The sequence below is a fragment of the Romboutsia sp. MSSM.1001216sp_RTP31141st1_G3_RTP31141_220114 genome (assembly GCF_039031195.1).
GTDB lineage: Bacteria > Bacillota > Clostridia > Peptostreptococcales > Peptostreptococcaceae > Romboutsia_C > Romboutsia_C hominis.
Genome location: NZ_JBCIUO010000007.1, coordinates 37,865 through 55,094, shown reverse-complemented (window position 1 = coordinate 55,094; position 17,230 = coordinate 37,865). Strand labels below are relative to the sequence as shown.

Below are 17,230 nucleotides of genomic sequence, written 5' to 3'. Positions count from 1 at the left end.
GAAAAGTTAGTAATATATAGTTTTAAAGGATTGTACTAAAATGTAGTTAATTTTGGTATAATCCTTTTATAGTATAAATACTAAGGAGAAAAATATGAAATTATCAACTAAAGAATTAGTTATATGTTCTATATTTGCAAGTATAACAGCTATACTTGCTCAAATATCAATACCAATACCTTTTACAACTGTACCACTTACTATGCAGATGTTTTCTGTTATGATTTGTGGAATATTACTTGGTTCTAGGTTAGGTTTTTTATCTCAAATTATATATTTAAGCCTTGGACTAATAGGTATACCTGTATTTTCTCAAATGGGTGGAGGAATAGGTGTATTAGTTGGACCTACAGGAGGTTTCTTAATATCATTTCCTATAGTTTCATATATTGTTGGATATTTTTTTGAAAAATATAAAAATAATATATTACTTTTACTTTCAATGTTAATAGCACTTTTTATAAGCTATATAATAGGTACTTTTCAATTTAGCTTAATAGCAGGAGTAAGTTTTTTTAAAGGTCTACTAACTTGTGTAGTACCATTTTTAATTGTAGATTTTATAAAAGTAGGATTAGCGTATATACTTGGAAAATGTATAAGAAAAAGGATAAACTTTAAAAATATATAAACAGAGATAGTAAAATATATTAATGGGTATATAAGTGGTAAATACTTATAGGGGGAGATTTATTTGGAAAGAGTTTTAGAATTGATAGAAAGAAAATTTTTAAAAGATAGTGAGTTATTAGAATTAGAAGATAGTGAATTTGTAATAAACTTAAAATATAAACAGCCTTATAATGCACACTATAACGAGTATTTAATAACTATAAATATAAATGAAACAATAAAAGAATATAGTGTATATTTAAAACATAGATAAAAAGAGCCATTAGGCTCTTTTTATAATATAACGGCAAATATTACTTTAGTATCATTATTTGTTATATTTTCCCAACGATGTCTAGAACCAATAGGAACTTTAACGCTATCACCTTCATATAAAGTAAATTTATCTTCATCTATGTATAGGTTAGCTTCACCACTTAATATATAAGCTATCTCATATCCTTTATGTTCTATAAAATTAGTACAAGAGCTAGTGTTAGGAGATAGGTTAATTATAGCAAATTCAAAATTATCATTAATTTCTGGAGATAATACTTCATAGACTACATCATTATTTCCAGGAAGAATAACTTTTTTTCTATTATCTTTTCTGACTATTAAATTTCTTTTATCAACTTCAGACATAAAGAAAGTAAATAGTGGAACATTTAAAGCAGAGGCTATAGATTTTAATGAATTAACTGATGGATTAGCAAGCCCTCTTTCTATTTGGCTTAGCAAAGATGGTGTAACACCTGCTAGTTTAGCTAAGTCTCTTATGCTTAAATCTTGTTTTTTTCTTATTTCACAGATTTTAATACCAATATTTAAATCATTCATAATTAATCACCTTAGTTAAAATTTTTATAAAACTTAAACAATATACTTATTATAGCATAAAATGCATATTAATAAATGTTAAATAAAATTTAATTAATTAATATATAGTTGACAAAATAGTAGTAAAAACATAAAATTATATTAAACATATTAAATAAAATTTAATTAGTTTAATACAATTTAACAGGGGGATTTATATGCAGATAACAACTTTTGGGGCAATATTTGGACTTTTTACAGCTATAATTCTTATAATTAAGAAATTTCAACCTGTGTATAGTTTAATGTTAGGAGCTTTAGTTGGAGGATTGATTGGAGGTTGTCATTTATCGCAAACTGTAGAGTATATGATAAATGGAGCAAAAGATATATCACCATCTATATTAAGAGTTTTAGCATCAGGAGTATTAGCAGGATGTTTGATAAAAACAGGATCAGTAAATAAGATATCTGAAGAAATAATTAAGTTATTAGGAACAGATAAAGCCATTTTAGGAATAGCTATATCAACTATGGTTTTAGCAGGAGTTGGGGTTAACTTAGATGCAGCTATTATAACTGTTGCACCTATAGGTATGTACATAGGAAATAAGTTATCTTATTCTAAAATATCTATACTTTTAGCTTTAGCTGGAGGAGGAAAGGCTGGAAATATAATATCACCAAATCCAAACACTTTAGCAGTATCAGAAAATTTTAATATAACTTTATCAAATGTAATGGCATCAAATATAGTGCCTGCTATATGTGGAATATTTATAACTGTAATATTAACTAAGTTGATTATAGATAAAGGTAGCAAGTTTGAACAAAGTAATATATTACAAGAAAAAAAGGAAATGCCTACTTTATTTAGATCTTTGATAGGGCCTTTAGTATCTATATGGTTATTATTTCTAGGTAATATATCTAGTGTTTCCATAGATCCATTAATAGCACTACCTTTAGGAGGAATAGTTTGTGTAATTGCAACAGGAAATATTAAAAAGTTAAATAACTATTTAGCCTATGGAGTTAGCCAAATGCAAGGAGTATGTATATTATTAATAGGAACAGGAACACTTGCAGGTATTATACAAATGTCTAATCTTCAAAATAGTACAATAACTGTACTTGAAGTATTAAGCGTACCACAATTTTTATTAGCACCAACATCTGGGATGCTAATGTCTTTAGCAACGGCATCATCAACAGCAGGAGCAACTATAGCATCATCAACTTTTAAAGAAGCTATAATAAGTTCAGGATTTTCAGCTTTAAATGGAGCAAGCATTGTAAATGCAGGTTCTAGTGCTTTTGAGCAGTTACCTCATGGATCATTATTTCATACAAGTGCAAAGAGTGTAAATATGGGTATAAAAGAGAGATTTACATTACTTCCTTATGAGATTATGGTAGGGTTTAGTATGACAGTAGTATCGACTTTAATAAATATTATGTTTTTTAAATAAATATATTAATTAAATTGTCTAAATAAAAAAGGTGAATATAAATTCACCTTTTTTATCTAAAAAATGATAATATAAATAATAGCAATATATTACATAAGTATAAAAGTAATAAAGAAATATTTTTCAATTGGTAGAAAAAATAAAAATGGGGTATAAATATCAATAAAAATTATTGATTGTATCAACTAAAAAGGAGGAATATGTATGAATGTATTAGAAATGTTTGTAAAAAATTTATGTGGAGTATTTAATAATGATAAACAAATACATAAACAAAAACAAGAAGGTAATTTAACTCACCCAAAAGCTAAGCATATAAATGGTATAGCAAATGATAAAATAATAAATTTACCAAAAGACTTTAAAGGATATTTTATAATAGAAGAAAGCTATTATGAAATGGGAGAGAGAAAAAATATATTACCTCATTTATTTTTATTTGAATTAAATGAAAATAATCAAGTAGTATTAAAATCATATGAAATACCTAATAATATATCAAAAGAAGATTTTAGAAATGATAACTTAGATTTAAAATTAGATTATAATACTCTAGAAGAATCTAACAAATTTACACCTATGGTATACTTTGAAAAAGACGGAGTATTTGAAGGAGAAAGTGTTAGTTATTTTTCAAAAGAGGTAAAATTTGTGTTAAAAGAGAGAATAGAAAAAGATACATTATATGTAAGTGAAGTTTTTTACAAAAACTCAAAAATAACATTTGGATTTATAGATCCTATCATATATAATAGAGTGAACTAGTAATTTTATAGAGGTGAAAAGGTGGAAATTGAGTTAGTAAATAAGTATAAAATGGAAATAAATAAAGATTTTAGAAAGTATGCAGAAAATGCGTTAAAAGATTATGATTTTGCTATATCAAATTTAAGATACTTACTTTTAATAGAAAGACGTAGTGGAATAAGTTTAAATGAAATAGCTATAGAACTTAATATAGATAAGGCTATGGTAACAAGAGGAATAAAAAAACTTGTAGAACTTGGCTATGTAAATAAAGAACAAGATAAAATAGATACTAGAGTATATAGGCTGACACTAAGCAAAAAAGGTGAGGAAGCTTTAGGTTCATTAAGTGGTATATTTAAAGAATGGTTTGATAAAGTAACTCATGATTTTGATGAAGAAGAAAAAGATATATATATGAAATTAATTAAAAAAGTATATGAAAATAGAGTATATAAATAATTAAAAAGTGTTAAGGTAGATAAATACCTTAACACTTTTTTTGAAAATAACTAAAGTGACTTTAGATATATAAGCTTTTGATAAAATAAAAGGTTAGAAATATTAATATAATAAATTAAATTAATTTTTGTATAAAAAGGTTGACTGCATCAATTTGCGGTAATATAATTAGAATTGTCGACAAAAAACTTACAAAAACGACAAAGGGAGATGATATTATGGAAAATACATTAGAAGCAATTGCAACTAATAGATTGTTACTAATATTTGCTGCAATTGCAATAACAGGTATTGTACTTGGAAAAGTGAGTGAAATAATAAAAGTACCTGATGTTATATTATACTTAATAGCAGGGATAATAATAGGACCAGCAGTCTTAAACCTAATTAGTATAGAATCTTTTCCTATTGAAAATAATTTAATACTTACATTTGGATCTGCATTTATATTATATGAAGGTGGTAGAGAAGTTAAATTAAAAGTACTTAACAAGGTCAAGATAAGTGTAGGAATGCTTGCAACTATTGGAGTCTTAATATCTACTGTAGTTGTAGGAGTATTTGCAGGAAAAATATTTAATATAGAAATTATGACAGCTCTTTTAATGGGAGCAGTTATAGCATCAACAGACCCAGCAGCACTTATACCAGTATTTAAACAAGTTACTATAAAAAATAAAATAAAGCAAACTGTAGTTAGTGAATCAGCATTCAATGATGCTGTAGGGGCTATAATTGTTTCAACATTACTTGGAATAATAACTAGTGGAGAATTTTCTCTTGGTAAAAGTGCAGGTGAATTATTAATATCTGCATTAGGTGGAGTTGTTGTTGGTGTGGCAGTTGGGTATATATTCTCATTATTAATATCAGATAAAAAATGGGGAATATTCCATTCATATGCACCAATAATGTCAGTACTTAAAGTTGCATTAGCTTATGAAGTAGCTACATTATTACATGGTAGTGGATATATGGCAGTATTTATAGCAGGTCTTATAGCAGGAAATAAAAAAATATTTGGACTTTGGGTACCAGAACATGACTTCCATTCAGAGCACTTATTTAGAGAGAGTGTAGGAGCATTATGTCGTATGGCGATATTTGTAGTCCTAGGAACACAAGTTGATTTAACATCACTCTCTGCTTATTGGAAGGAATCTTTAATAGTTGTATTAGTATTAATGTTTATAGCAAGACCACTTGTAGTTTTAATATGTACAGCATTTGATAAAGAGGCTAAATGGAAATTTAAAGAAAGATTATTTATGATGTGGGTTAGAGAAACAGGAGTAATACCAGCAGCATTATCAGGGATAATAGTATCAATGAAACTTCCTGGATACGAAATAATATCTTCAGTAGTATTTATGACAATACTTGTAACTCTTATAGTTCAAGCAAGTACAACAAAACTAGTAGCTAAGAAACTAGGGGTACTAGAAGAAGTTGAAGAATTAAAACAAGTAGCATAAAAAAAGGGTAGATTGATAAAATCTATCCTTTTTTTACATTAAAGGAAATTACATTAAGCATAAAACTGTTGATGACTCATGAAAATAATATATATCAATAGGTTTGAAAATGTAAAAAATGATATTTTGAGCAACGGACAAAGTCGTTGGCGACATGAGCGAAGCGAATTTTGTTATTTTGTAATAAAAGTTTCGCAGTTAGCATTTTGTGGATTTATCTGAACAAAAGAAGCACTACATCCACCACTTATATTATATTTGCAGTTATCAGCACTGCATGAAATATTTTGAGTACTTGTTAAGGATATATTTCCACCATAATTTGACAAACTAAAAGAAGAAGAGTCTCTAAATGTATCACAATAAGTTTCAGGTGTTATGTAAGCATCATATCCTTCTACTTTTATATGAGAAGCATAGCAGCTACCAGATTTATTGAAAGCACATTCTTTTTCTAGACATAGTAAATTAGTTTCCATATTATTACCTCCTATAGCAAATTATATTTATAGTATGGCAATACTTAAAAATTTTTAATCATTTAAATAAATTTAAGAAAAGATATTTATAAAAAATAATATACAAGGCATAGTAAATACATCAAGTAAGAATGCAGCAACTAAAGGAACTATTAAAAATGCTTTTTTTGATTCACCATATATTTGACATACAGAACTCATATTAGCTAATGCATTTGGAGTAGCACCAAGCCCATGTCCTATAAGCCCACTTACCATAATAGCAGCATCTAAATTTTTACCTAAAACTTTATATACTACAAATATTGCAAATAACACTATAAAAATTGCTTGAGATACAACAATAATTATTATAGGGCCAAATAAACTAGATAGCTTAAATAAATCAATACTCATAAGTGCCATGGTCAAAAATATTCCCAAGGAAATATCACTAAGTAAATTTAAAATATCAAAATCAAGATTTAAAATTTTAAATTTATCATTAGAGTTTCTAAATATTACGGCAATAAATATGCATACACTTATAGTAGGGATTAATATATTAGTAGATGTATATATTATATTAGAAATAAGTTCACCAATATTTATACAAAGAAAAACAACTAAAATTTGTTCTAAGAATGAAGTAGAATTTAAAGTAGAAGTACTTCTAGTTAAAGATATGTTTTTTGTGTATGTTTTTATTAAAGAAGTATTAATATTATTATATTTTAGGTTATTTTTTTCTATAAGAAATTTTCCGACAGGTCCACCTAAAAGCCCTGCAAATATTAGACCAAAGGTAGCTGATGCTATTCCAACACTAGATGCATTTGAAATTCCAAGAGATTCTATAGTAAAGCCAAAGGATGCAGCATATCCATGTCCACCTTCCATTGATATAGTCCCACACATAAGGCCAAGTAAGGGATGTATACCAGTAAATTTAGCTAAAACTACTGCCAGTAGGTTTTGACAAAATGATAATATACCACAGAGTATCCAATATTTAAATAAGTCCTTGCCTCCTTTTTTTATTAATGAAAAGCTAAAAGAAAGACCAACTATAGTAAAGAAAAAAGAAATAAAAAAGCTCATTAAACTAGTATTCATAGTTATAGTACATATATTAAAGAATTTTAAAAGTAAGTTTAATATACAAAATAAAAGACCTCCAACAACGGGAGAAGGTATACAAAATTTATCTAAAATTCTTACTTTATCTTTAATAATACTACCCATTAAAAGCATAAAAACAGCTAATATTAATGTTTGTAAAATATTTAATTCTATAATAATAAAAAACACCCCCTAAATAGTACTAATATAGCTAAAAGATAAGCCATTTATTAAAATATATTAGTACTAGCTAGGAAATATAATAAAAATTATATATTACATATTATATCAAGCAAATCATTAACGCTATCTAGTATATATTTTCCTTTATAGTAATCAAGTTTTATATCATCAAAGTTTTTTACATCTTTAACAGCTTTTGGTCTTTCTTCAAAGTATCCTATAATATTAAAATTTTTATCTAAAACTACTATAGTAGGACCTTTAAAATTTTCTTTATCAATATTTAATATAGGAGATAGAAATTTTTTACCACGAGCCATAGTTATAACAGATATATTAAAGTTTGGATTTAAATCACAAAACTTTTTAAGTATTGTTGTATTTATTTGAAAATCAGGACACCATATTTCTCCTGAGATCAAAAAATTTAATTCTAAATCAATATTCATTATTTTTGATTCAATTTCTTTAGGTAAATTTATTCTAGCATAATTTTTCGGTATTCTAGCTCTTTCTGATTTAGTACCTTCCCCTACAGCACTTTCAAAACTTACTCCTACATCAAAAAGTTCCTTTATAGTCATTTCAATCATAACTAACCTCCCCTAGTAATAGTATATAAATATAGTATCACAACAAGTTAATATAAAAAATATATTAAACATTTAAACTAAAGATAATATAAAGTATTATAAAAACAATTTACTATAAAAACATTGTATGATATCATATATAAGTATTAATTAAATAGGCGATGGAGTTCGCCATTAAATGCGAAAGCTAATGACTCCTACTCTTTTTATAAGGGTAGGAGTCTATTTTTTTGCGAACTACAAAATAAAGGAGGAAGTTATGATTATATTAATTAGTTTGGTAATAATAGGGATATTAGCAAATATAAGTGGAAAACTAGTAGAAAAGGTAAAGCTACCATCTTTAATAGGAATGATGGTATTAGGGATGGTGATAGGTCCATCTATATTTAATTTAGTTCCAAAAGAAACACTAGAAGTATCTTCAGGTATAAAAGATATAGCATTAGTTACAGTATTATTTATAGGTGGACTTGGGATAAATGTATCTCAAATAAAGCAAATAGGAAGGCCAGCAGTACTACTTAGTATAATACCAGCAACACTAGAAGGATTTACAATAGCATTTTTGTGTACTATATTTTTAGATTTTACTTTTATACAAGGAGCTATACTTGGATTTATAATAGCAGCAGTAAGCCCTGCTGTACTTATTCCAGCTATGGTATCACTAATTGAGAGAAAGTTAGGCCAAGATAAAGCTATACCACAGATGTTACTTGTTGGAGCAAGCTGTGATGATACAGTTGCTATAACATTATTTACTACATTTTTAACACTATACACTAAAAGTTCTATAGGAGAAAGTGTATCTATATTTAATCAAATTATGATAATACCTCTTACTATAATAATAAGCTTAGTATTAAGTTTTTTAATATTTAAAATAAGTAAGCTTATAATATCTAAAGTTGATAATAAAAATATAAAAGTAATAATAGCATTTTCAACATGTATAGGTATGAGATTTATAGAAAAAAACTTACATGTAGAGGTATTTAACTCACTACTTGCTGTTATGGTATACGGATTTTTAATAAGAAACTATATGAAAGACATTTCTAAAGAAATCTTAGATACAATGAATAGACTTTGGAAAATAGGAAAGCTTTATTTATTTACATTTGTGGGAATAGCTATAAATCCTACATTAGTAGGAAAATATTTTATAGTAGGAGTTATAATACTTACAATATCATTAAATGTTCGTTCAATAGGAGTATTTATATCCTTAATAGGAACTAAATTAACAATAAAAGAAAAAGTATTTTGTATGATAGCATATCTTCCAAAAGCAACTGTTCAATCAGCAAAGGCCTCTATACCTTTAGAAATGGGAGTTGCAGGTGGTGATATTATGCAAGCTATTGCTATTTTAAGTGTACTTATAACTGCACCAATAGGATCTATAGGTATAAATATGACTTGCGATAAAATACTTCATAAAGGTGATAATAAAGATTTTTTTGAGGACATAAATATAAAAGAAAAAAATATACAAACTATATAATAAGTATGTATAGAAAGGAGATATTATATGGAAATTAGAAAAGCTTGGATAGAGGCTGTAGACAAAAGAATATCTAGAAGAACTTTTAGTGATAGAGAAATAAGTGATAGTGATATATTAACATTAATTAATTTGATAGATGAAATAAATAAGGAATCTTCACTTAATATACAATTTATAAAAAATGGATATGAAGGCTTAAATGGATTTAAGGCATCTTATGGACTTATAAGTGGTGCTAAATCTTATATAGGCTTAGTTGGAAATAGTAAAAATTTAAATTATAAGCAAAAAATAGGATATTATGGAGAAATGATAGTACTTCAAGCTGTAGCTATGGGACTTTCAACATGTTGGATTGGGGGAACATATGATAAAAAAGAATGTGAAAAACATATTAAATTTAATGATAAAGAAGAGCTAGTGTGTATAATAGCTATAGGTCATTCACCTAAAGAACTTTCTATAAAAGAGAAAGTTGTAAAATCTATAAGCAAAGGAAAAAATTCTGATATTATAATAGAAAAAGATGAAGAATTACCGGATTGGGTTTTAAATGGTATAAATCTTTCTAAAAAATCTCCAAGTGCTTTAAATAAAAAAGAAATAGGATATGAACTAAAAAATAAAAAAGTAAAAGCAGTAATAAAAGAAAAAAATCATAACTATGAAGATGTGGATTTAGGAATATCAATGCTTCATTTTGAAATAGGAGCATATGAAAAAGGCTATAAGGGAAATTGGCACTTTGAAAATGGAAGTTATTTATACTATTAATAATATATGAGACGAAAATATATTGCATATAATCTGGCTATGGCTATTTTATCTATAGTTATAGCTATAATATTAATATTAGAACTTACATTAGATTTAAGTTATCAAATTAGATTAGTATTTCAAATTATAGATTTCATAGTTTGGTCAATATTTGTAATAGATTATTTTACTAGACTTTATAAAAGTAAAAATAAGAAAAAATTCTTTAAGAAAAACTTAATAGATTTAATATCTATAATACCTCTTTACTCTATATTTAAAGTCTTTAGAGCTTTAGATATACTAAAAGTAGGAAGGGTAACAAGAGTATCAGAGATAACTCGAGTTATAAGACTACTTGCTATAATAAAACGTACTAATAATGAACTATCAGAATTTATGAAAACTAATAACTTTAATTACACTATAGGTATAGCAATAATTATTGTGCTAATAAGTGCAACCGTAATGTCATCTGTTGAAAATATGAGTTTAGGAGCTGCCCTTTGGTGGAGTATAGTTACATTTACAACAGTTGGATATGGAGATGTATATCCAATAAGTACATTAGGTAAATTAACTGCATCTATACTTATGATAATGGGAATTGGTTTTATAGGTTCTGTTACATCTACACTATCAACTTACTTTATAAAAAAAGAGGTAAGAAAAAGAAAAGCAGAAATGATTAAAAAAAATAGTAAATTGATTAAAAAAAGCCTTGGAAAATCTAAAATTATTTATACTGATAATGTAATATATAGTAAAGAAAATTATAAAAATGAGTTAATAAAAGATATTGTAAAAAGGTTATCTAAGTTTGATGATTTATCTAAAGAAGAGATAAATACAATGTGTAAGGTTTTATTATCATTAAAATGATATGGTGGCTAAAAATAACCCCTCTATAAATATAGAGGGGATTAAATTAGGGTATATAATTGATGCTTAAGGGTATAAGTTTAATGTTTTTTCCAAAAAATTTATACTAACATCTTTTAAAGATGAAGCTTGCGGATTAAAATTTAACTTTCTTAAATATCTATAAAAATCTAAATCATAAACATATATGTTTTCTTCATAAACCCCTTGAAAGTATCTATAGTTTAAGAATTTAGAAAAACCTTCTATTAAGTTTTCTGAGCAAAAGTCTTTATAATTATAAGCATATTTTCCTACTTTATCATACATTTTAGTTAGCTTTTTATCATCTTTTAATTTTTCATAAGCATCTAAAAACTCATCACTATTAACAAAGTATTCAAATATTATATGAGAAAACTCATGAAGAGGAATACTTATTATATCTTTATAAGGCGTATTTTTAGGTATTGTTGATATTAATTTTTTATTGCTTTTAAATCCTTGTGATTCAACAGGATTTAAAGAATAGTAAAATGTATATGAGTAACCATTATCAATATCTAATCCTGATGAACTTTCTATAAAATTTATAATATCTACTTCTTTAGATGCTAAAAGATTATTTATATCATTAGCTTTTTTTTCATAGGAAGCTTTGTTTTTATAAAAATAAGACTTAAAATAATCTTCATAAAAAGATGTAAAAAAATTATCAAACTCCTTACAAAAAGAAGGAGATAAATTTAAATAATCATCATTTAATATAGTTTTAATTATATCTTCTAAAGATGAATTATCATCTAAGCCTATAACGGCATTAGAGTAGCTCCAAGAATCATTTGTAGTAAATATATCATAAAGAGAATTTTTCAAATCATCATCCATATCATTATAAGTATCTTTTAACCATATATAATGCTTATAGGCATCGTAAGAAGTACCTTTATATAAATCTTCATTAAACTCTTTTGGATTTTTTACATTGACATTATATAACTCATAAGCTGTTTGAATAAGAGATACTTTAAGTGTTATTCCCTTGACAACTATATCAGACTTGTAATTAGAAGAAGTTGAGTTATTAAAGCCTAAAGCAAAAAAGCTAAAAAAGGTAATTATAGGAATTAGTATTTTTTTTATTAAAATCACCACACTTTATAAGAGTATATATAAGTATTAAATTTTATATTTTAAATTCCTTTTATAACAGTTCAACAGTAAATTATTATAAATTGTGTTAAAATATACCTAAAAATATCTAAATATAAAACAAAGTAAAGATAAAGATTATAAAAGGGTAAAATTAATTATATAAATACTTTATAATTTGTAAGAAATAGTACATAAATAAGTAAAATAAATTTTAAATATGTATACAAAAAAATACTTAAGTAGATTTTATAATTATTAAATATTTATATATAAAATATAAAAACATTATTAAAATAATTGTATTAAAAGAAAATAAATAATAAGAAAATTTAAGTTACACTAAAAAATATCAAAATTCCTCCGAATAATATAAAAAATCATATGAATATATAACATATGGAAAAAGGATACAAATGTTGATATAATTAAACATATAATATTAATAGCAGAATTTAGAAAGGGGGGGAATATGTGACTTTTATAGGCAATAGATATGAACTTTTAAACTGCGATGGGCAACTTGAATTAAATAAAATATATAAAGCAAGAGATGTATTTGACAATAAAAAAGTACTTATAAAGGTAGTTGAACATAATGAGTATATGGAAAGTAATTTTATAACTAACTTAATAGACGAAACTACTATGATAAATAACATACACTCAAAGTACATATCAAAAACCATCGATGTAGGTGTTCACTGTACAGAACTTACAACACTTTATTATATGGTAAGTGAATATTATAATGGAATAACCTTAGTAAATATGATAAATGGGAACTATTTACACCTAGAAGCTATAATAAATATAGCAACTCAGATTGTAAAAGCATTAGAAATACTTCACGAAAATAATGTGTATCATGGAAATTTAAACCCAACTAATATACTTGTAGATAAAGATTATAATATACGCTTATTAAACTTCCAAACAACAAAAGCTAATAATGGAATAAATATAAGGGCTGGGGGAGAGTTTAGATATTTATGTCCACATCAGCTATGCATAAATTTCACTGACTTAGATAGTGATTTATTTTCCTTAGGAATAATACTATTTGAATCTATATTTAAAAAGCTTCCTTTTGAAGAAGGTAAAAATGAGGAAGAAATGCTAAAAAACATAGATAAAGGTATTAATTGGAACCAAAATATAGCGATCAATGGCAATGATAAATTTATAAATATTATAAAAAAATTATTAAGTAGAAATGAAAAATATGAATATTTACAAGATATATTAATAGATTTAAGTAATGTAATGTATGAAAAAGCAGATATAATAGATACTGAGGAAATTAATGAAGATATAGAAGAAACAATAGAAAGGCCCAAAAAAATTAAAAAACGTAAAATATTATTAGCAGTATCAATGATTAGTTTAGTATTTATAACAATACTTAGTATATTATAAGACCACAAAAAGTGGTCTTTTTTATATGTTTAAATGCAAAACTAAAATTATATAAAAATTAAAATTATAAAAAATTAATTTGTAGTAAAAAAAGTAATAATAAAACAGAAAAAACGATGAAAAAGATGAACGAAACTATATTGTTGTAAAAAAAGGTAGATGATATACTTTCAAAGTGAATATAATAAAGTAGCAAATGAGGGGGCAAATAAAAATGAAACTAAGTGCACGTAACCAATTAAAAGGAATAGTAAAGGAAATAAAAATGGGCGCTATAAATGCCAAAGTAACAATAGATATAAATGGTCAAATGTTAACATCTGTTGTTACAATAGATGCTATTGAAGATCTAGGCATTAAAGTTGGAGATGAAGTAACAAGTGTTATAAAATCAAGTTCTGTTATGTTAATGGTTGATTAAGACAATTTAGATAATATGGAAGTAAATGATATAATTCAAATAATTAGCTTATCATTAATAGTAACAACAACCGCAACTATGATAGCTATGATAATTGCAATAGTATTAAGTATAGTTATATACTTAAAAAACTTTAGATTTAAAAAATATATAATAACATTTGTAAATGCACTAATGAGTACACCGCCAGTTATAATGGGGCTTTTAGTGTTTTTAATGTTATCAAGACAAGGACCTTTAGGAGAATTTAAATTATTATTTACACCTGTAGCTATGATAATAGCACAAGCTATGCTTTTGATACCTATGGCTATGAGTTTAATAATAGATTTACTAAATAAATTTGGAGGAGATATTTTAACAACGTGCAAGGTACTTCAAATAGAAGACAAAAATATACCAAAAATATTTTTAAAGGAAATAAAGTATCATCTATTAACAGTTTGTATAACTACATTTAGTAGAGGAATTTCAGAAGTTGGCGCTGTTATGTTAGTTGGTGGAAATATAAAGGGCTCAACTAGGGTTATGACAACATATATAGCACTTTCAACTTCTATGGGGGATTTTGATGAATCTTTGGTAATAGCATTTATACTATTAACAATATCCACAATATCTACAATTATTATAAAGAAATTGCAGTCGGTTATATAAGGAGTAAAGATGATAAGTATTTATGGATTAAAAAAACAAATAGAAAATCAAGGCGTATTAACTGTAGACAATATAAATTTTCAAAAAGGTAAGATATATTCCATAGTTGGACACAATGGAAGTGGGAAAAGTACATTAATAAAAATAATCTACAATATAGAAAATTTTCAAGATGGAAGTATAACTATAAATGATGAATATATAGATAATGAATGTATGAATAATAAAAATATATATAAATATTTATCATATACACCACAAGAAAGTAGATTTTTAAGTGGGAGCTTAATGGATAATTTTAATTACATATATGAATATGGTAAAGAACAATTTATAAAAGACAAATCCTATCTTTATAAATTGATAGATAAGTTTGACTTAAATAAAAAATTAAGTACCAATGTAAAAAAGTTATCTGGTGGAGAAATAGCAAAAGCTCAGTTTATAAGAAGCTTAATAATGAATAAAGAGTATAATTTGCTAGATGAACCTATGGCTAACATGGATTTAAACACTATAAAAAAAGCAGAAAAAGAGATACTAAAATTAAAAGAAGAAGGAAAAACTGTAATATTAGTAACACACGATTTTATGCAAGCAAAAAAAATAAGTGATTACATAGTATTTATGGAAAACTTAAAACATATAGACACTTATGAATCGGATGTATTTTTTAATGGGGTAATGAAATTTTAAAGATTAAGGGGAGCAAAAATGAATAAAAAAATAACCAAATTATTAATGGTAGGTATACTTAGTTTATCTATGGTAGCATGTTCATCTACAGACACAAAAGAAAGTGAAACTCCAAAAGATATAAAATTAGTTACAACAACAAGTTTAGATGATACAGGATTTTTAGAAGAAACTTTAAAAGATTTTGAAAAAGAAAATAATGTAGATGTTAAAGTTGTAGCAAAGGGAACTGGAGAAGCTTTAGAATTAGGAAAGAGAAAAGATGCAGATGTATTATTTGTACATGCTAAGTCTAAAGAAGAAGAGTTTATAAAGGAAGGTTATGGAGATTCTAGACATGAAATAATGTATAACTACTTTGTAGTAGTAGGTCCAAAAGATGGAAAACATAATGAAAAGATAAGCAAAATGAGCGTTGAAGATGCTTTTAAATATATTAAAGAAAATAATCTAAACTTTGTATCTAGAGGAGATAAATCAGGAACACATACAAAAGAATTATCTATATGGGAAAATATAGGACAAGAAAATTCATTTGAGAACTACAAAGAAGTAGGTAAGGGTATGGCATCTACTTTACAAACTGCTAGTGAAATGGGTGCATATACATTAACAGATATAGGAACTTACTTAGCAACTAAGGAAAATTTAGATTTAAGTTTAGTAAAAGATGCTGATGAAAGTTTAAAAAATGTATATAGTATAGTTACAATAAATGGGTTAGAAGAAAATATGAAAGAAATAACAGATAAATTAGTTGATTATTATAAGTCAGAAGATGTACAAAAATCTATAAAAGAGTATGGAAAAGATAAATATGGAAAGTCATTATTTTATACTTTTAAATAGATAAAAATAAAGCTATCTAAAATAGGTTTTAAACTATAAAATAGTTAATATTACCTAAGTTTTAGGTAGCTTTTAATTTATTATAAATAAAAATTTTTTATTAAGTAGACCTTTTTAAAATTCTAAAAATGTAACTTATTTGTAAATAATTTTCTAAAAATAGTTTACAAATGGATAATAGTTAGCTACTATATAAATATAAAGTTACAAAATAGTTACAAATTAATTTTATAAATGGGGGAATGCTTCTATGAAAAATAAAAAGATAATATTGGGTTTTCTATTTAGTATATGTATATTTGCACTAGGAATGACTAATACATTTGCAGATACACTAGGAGTAGTAACAACTTCAAGATTAAATGTAAGAAGTGGTCCATCAACAAAATATAGGGTAGTTGATAAAGTAGTAAGAAATGAAAAAGTAACAATACTTCAAAACAGCAATGGGTGGTATAAAGTAAAATTACATGATGGAAAAATAGGGTGGTCAAGTACTCGTTATATAAAAGCAAATCAAAATCAATCAAACAATAATCAAAACAACAACGCATCAACAGGAACAACAAATAAAAAAATGAATGTCGTAGCAACTGCTTATACAGGGTATGGTATAACATCAACAGGGCAAAAACCAGTATGGGGAACAATAGCAGTTGATCCTAAAGTAATACCATATGGAACAAAAGTATATATACCTTATTTTAATAAAACATTTATAGCAAATAATTGTGGTGGAGCTATAAAAGGAAATAAAATAGATATATATATGAATAGTAAAAGTGAATGTTATAACTGGGGAAGAAGAACAATTGAAATTCAAATACTAGGAAAATAAATACTACAAAAAAGCAAACAGAAAATTTTTAGTTTTCTGTTTGCTTTTTTTTTGAAAAATTTATTATGTAAAATAATAACTGATATATTATTTTCAAAATAGGAAAAAAATAATATAGACTTATT

Annotated in this window: 20 protein-coding genes and 1 riboswitch; of the genes, 15 read left to right on the top strand and 5 right to left on the bottom strand. The window is 25.5% G+C overall.

What is annotated here, in order from left to right; translation table 11 throughout:
- The first annotated feature begins 94 nt into the window (after window positions 1–94).
- The gene (locus ABCP60_RS11060; protein ID WP_195928689.1) at window positions 95–631 is read left to right on the top strand and encodes a biotin transporter BioY; all 537 of its coding nucleotides are present in this window, start codon (window positions 95–97) and stop codon (window positions 629–631) included.
- A 63-nt stretch (window positions 632–694) separates the two neighbouring features.
- On the top strand, window positions 695–886 hold the full coding sequence (locus tag ABCP60_RS11055) for a hypothetical protein (protein ID WP_092925024.1): 192 nt from the start codon (window positions 695–697) through the stop codon (window positions 884–886).
- Between the two features lie 20 nt (window positions 887–906).
- Here ABCP60_RS11055 and ABCP60_RS11050 read toward each other — a convergent pair whose 3' ends face one another.
- Entirely contained in the window at window positions 907–1,452 is a 546-nt protein-coding gene (locus tag ABCP60_RS11050) for a helix-turn-helix domain-containing protein (RefSeq protein ID WP_343101765.1), read from the bottom strand.
- Between the two features lie 197 nt (window positions 1,453–1,649).
- Between ABCP60_RS11050 and ABCP60_RS11045 the strand changes: the two genes are divergently transcribed.
- From ABCP60_RS11045 to ABCP60_RS11030, 4 genes are all read left to right on the top strand, one after another.
- Window positions 1,650–2,903, top strand: a complete 1,254-nt coding sequence (locus tag ABCP60_RS11045) for a GntP family permease (RefSeq protein WP_343101764.1) — start codon at window positions 1,650–1,652, stop codon at window positions 2,901–2,903.
- Window positions 2,904–3,107: 204 nt separating this feature from the next.
- Complete coding sequence (locus ABCP60_RS11040; protein ID WP_092925030.1) at window positions 3,108–3,668, top strand: hypothetical protein; 561 nt, start codon at window positions 3,108–3,110, stop codon at window positions 3,666–3,668.
- Between the two features lie 21 nt (window positions 3,669–3,689).
- The gene (locus ABCP60_RS11035; RefSeq protein ID WP_092925032.1) at window positions 3,690–4,112 is read left to right on the top strand and encodes a MarR family transcriptional regulator; all 423 of its coding nucleotides are present in this window, start codon (window positions 3,690–3,692) and stop codon (window positions 4,110–4,112) included.
- 218 nt (window positions 4,113–4,330) lie between these two features.
- The gene (locus ABCP60_RS11030) at window positions 4,331–5,587 is read left to right on the top strand and encodes a cation:proton antiporter (protein ID WP_166505707.1); all 1,257 of its coding nucleotides are present in this window, start codon (window positions 4,331–4,333) and stop codon (window positions 5,585–5,587) included.
- Window positions 5,588–5,760: 173 nt separating this feature from the next.
- Here ABCP60_RS11030 and ABCP60_RS11025 read toward each other — a convergent pair whose 3' ends face one another.
- The 3 genes from ABCP60_RS11025 to ABCP60_RS11015 all read right to left on the bottom strand — a co-directional run bounded on the left by ABCP60_RS11025 (window position 5,761) and on the right by ABCP60_RS11015 (window position 7,943).
- Complete coding sequence (locus ABCP60_RS11025) at window positions 5,761–6,066, bottom strand: DUF1540 domain-containing protein (protein WP_166505706.1); 306 nt, start codon at window positions 6,064–6,066, stop codon at window positions 5,761–5,763.
- 72 nt (window positions 6,067–6,138) lie between these two features.
- Entirely contained in the window at window positions 6,139–7,356 is a 1,218-nt protein-coding gene (gene gltS, locus ABCP60_RS11020) for a sodium/glutamate symporter (protein WP_240275690.1), read from the bottom strand.
- 80 nt (window positions 7,357–7,436) lie between these two features.
- Window positions 7,437–7,943: a thioredoxin family protein gene (locus ABCP60_RS11015; RefSeq protein ID WP_195237459.1), complete on the bottom strand. Its 507-nt coding sequence runs from the start codon at window positions 7,941–7,943 to the stop codon at window positions 7,437–7,439.
- A gap of 148 nt (window positions 7,944–8,091) precedes the next feature.
- Window positions 8,092–8,150: riboswitch (Fluoride riboswitch) on the top strand.
- Window positions 8,151–8,202: 52 nt separating this feature from the next.
- On the opposite strand from ABCP60_RS11015, the gene ABCP60_RS11010 reads away from it, so the two are divergent.
- The 3 genes from ABCP60_RS11010 to ABCP60_RS11000 are packed head-to-tail and all read left to right on the top strand — an operon-like array spanning window position 8,203 to window position 11,094.
- Window positions 8,203–9,453 carry a cation:proton antiporter gene (locus ABCP60_RS11010; protein ID WP_092925040.1) on the top strand — a complete coding sequence of 417 codons (1,251 nt, stop codon included), beginning with the start codon at window positions 8,203–8,205 and terminating at the stop codon, window positions 9,451–9,453.
- Window positions 9,454–9,480: 27 nt separating this feature from the next.
- On the top strand, window positions 9,481–10,230 hold the full coding sequence (locus ABCP60_RS11005; RefSeq protein WP_343101763.1) for a nitroreductase family protein: 750 nt from the start codon (window positions 9,481–9,483) through the stop codon (window positions 10,228–10,230).
- A 6-nt stretch (window positions 10,231–10,236) separates the two neighbouring features.
- A complete protein-coding gene (locus ABCP60_RS11000; RefSeq protein ID WP_092925044.1) occupies window positions 10,237–11,094 on the top strand; it encodes a potassium channel family protein in 858 nt (285 codons plus the stop codon).
- Between the two features lie 66 nt (window positions 11,095–11,160).
- Here the strand turns inward: ABCP60_RS11000 and ABCP60_RS10995 are convergent, their stop codons facing one another.
- Window positions 11,161–12,225 carry a hypothetical protein gene (locus tag ABCP60_RS10995; protein WP_343101762.1) on the bottom strand — a complete coding sequence of 355 codons (1,065 nt, stop codon included), beginning with the start codon at window positions 12,223–12,225 and terminating at the stop codon, window positions 11,161–11,163.
- A 474-nt stretch (window positions 12,226–12,699) separates the two neighbouring features.
- Here ABCP60_RS10995 and ABCP60_RS10990 point away from each other — a divergent pair, with 474 nt between their 5' ends.
- The 6 genes from ABCP60_RS10990 (at window position 12,700) to ABCP60_RS10965 (ending at window position 17,105) form a co-directional block, all read left to right on the top strand.
- A complete protein-coding gene (locus tag ABCP60_RS10990; protein ID WP_092925048.1) occupies window positions 12,700–13,644 on the top strand; it encodes a protein kinase in 945 nt (314 codons plus the stop codon).
- Window positions 13,645–13,858: 214 nt separating this feature from the next.
- The gene (locus ABCP60_RS10985; RefSeq protein ID WP_092925050.1) at window positions 13,859–14,065 is read left to right on the top strand and encodes a TOBE domain-containing protein; all 207 of its coding nucleotides are present in this window, start codon (window positions 13,859–13,861) and stop codon (window positions 14,063–14,065) included.
- Window positions 14,066–14,080: 15 nt separating this feature from the next.
- On the top strand, window positions 14,081–14,722 hold the full coding sequence (locus ABCP60_RS10980) for an ABC transporter permease (RefSeq protein ID WP_092925052.1): 642 nt from the start codon (window positions 14,081–14,083) through the stop codon (window positions 14,720–14,722).
- Between the two features lie 9 nt (window positions 14,723–14,731).
- Window positions 14,732–15,418: an ATP-binding cassette domain-containing protein gene (locus ABCP60_RS10975; RefSeq protein WP_166505700.1), complete on the top strand. Its 687-nt coding sequence runs from the start codon at window positions 14,732–14,734 to the stop codon at window positions 15,416–15,418.
- A gap of 18 nt (window positions 15,419–15,436) precedes the next feature.
- On the top strand, window positions 15,437–16,267 hold the full coding sequence (locus ABCP60_RS10970; RefSeq protein WP_242871307.1) for a substrate-binding domain-containing protein: 831 nt from the start codon (window positions 15,437–15,439) through the stop codon (window positions 16,265–16,267).
- Window positions 16,268–16,517: 250 nt separating this feature from the next.
- Window positions 16,518–17,105: a 3D domain-containing protein gene (locus tag ABCP60_RS10965; RefSeq protein WP_092925056.1), complete on the top strand. Its 588-nt coding sequence runs from the start codon at window positions 16,518–16,520 to the stop codon at window positions 17,103–17,105.
- The last annotated feature ends 125 nt before the right edge of the window (window positions 17,106–17,230 follow it).